1 protein-coding gene is annotated in these 807 nt (G+C 50.7%); it reads left to right on the top strand.

Annotation, left to right across the window (positions count from 1 at the left end):
- The first annotated feature begins 82 nt into the window (after positions 1–82).
- Positions 83–766, top strand: a complete 684-nt coding sequence (locus tag ACRZ9X_RS22425; protein ID WP_480522310.1) for an IS6 family transposase — start codon at positions 83–85, stop codon at positions 764–766.
- Positions 767–807 lie beyond the last annotated feature (41 nt).

Below are 807 nucleotides of genomic sequence, written 5' to 3'. Positions count from 1 at the left end.
GGTTCTGTCGCAAACTCCGTCCCCACCTGTCAGATCGAACGCAGTTCTGTTAACGCGGGCTGGAATATGACAGGAGCTAACCGTGACGATCTCATTTAAGGGTGCGCACTTCCCGAAAGACGTGATTTTGCACGCGGTTTTCTTCTACCTGCGCTACGGTGTTTCTTACCGGGATCTGGAAGAAATCATGGCGGAACGCGGAGTTAATCTGGATCATGCAACACTGAACCGCTGGGTCAGTCGATATGCTGGTCTCATTGCGGACGCAGCTAGGTATAGAAAGCGTCCCGCCGACCGTTCGTGGCGAATGGATGAAACATATGTGAAAGTGAAGGGCAAGTGGGTTTATCTTTATCGAGCAATCGATAAACACGGCAAGACCCTTGATTTCATGCTGTCCGAGCGCTGGAACAAAGCCGCTGCGACGAGGTTTTTTGCCCGCGCGCTTGAGGTAAACGGTCTACCGCGCAAGATCGTCATCGACAAAAGTGGTGCCAACACGGCCGGTATCAAGGCAATCAATAAGATGCTCAAGAGCTTTGGTTGTCCAATCCCGATTGAGCTGGTCAGGCGGAAATACCTCAATAACATCATTGAACAGGATCACCGCTTCATCAAACGAAGGATTAAACCCATGCTGGGCTTCAAGTCTTTCGCTTCAGCCGCATCTGTCTTGGCAGGCATAGAACTGGTCAACATGATCCGCAAAGGTCAATTCACGCCCGGACTCCGCCCGTTTAAGCAGTTTATCCAGCTGGCGGGATAACCGCCTATCCAGTTTCGTCTATACAACTCTCAAAGAAATTT

Source organism: Ruegeria sp. AL1 (genome assembly GCF_056540905.1).
Note: the sequence above shows the minus strand (reverse complement) of the source record. Positions and strands in the feature narration are given on the sequence as shown.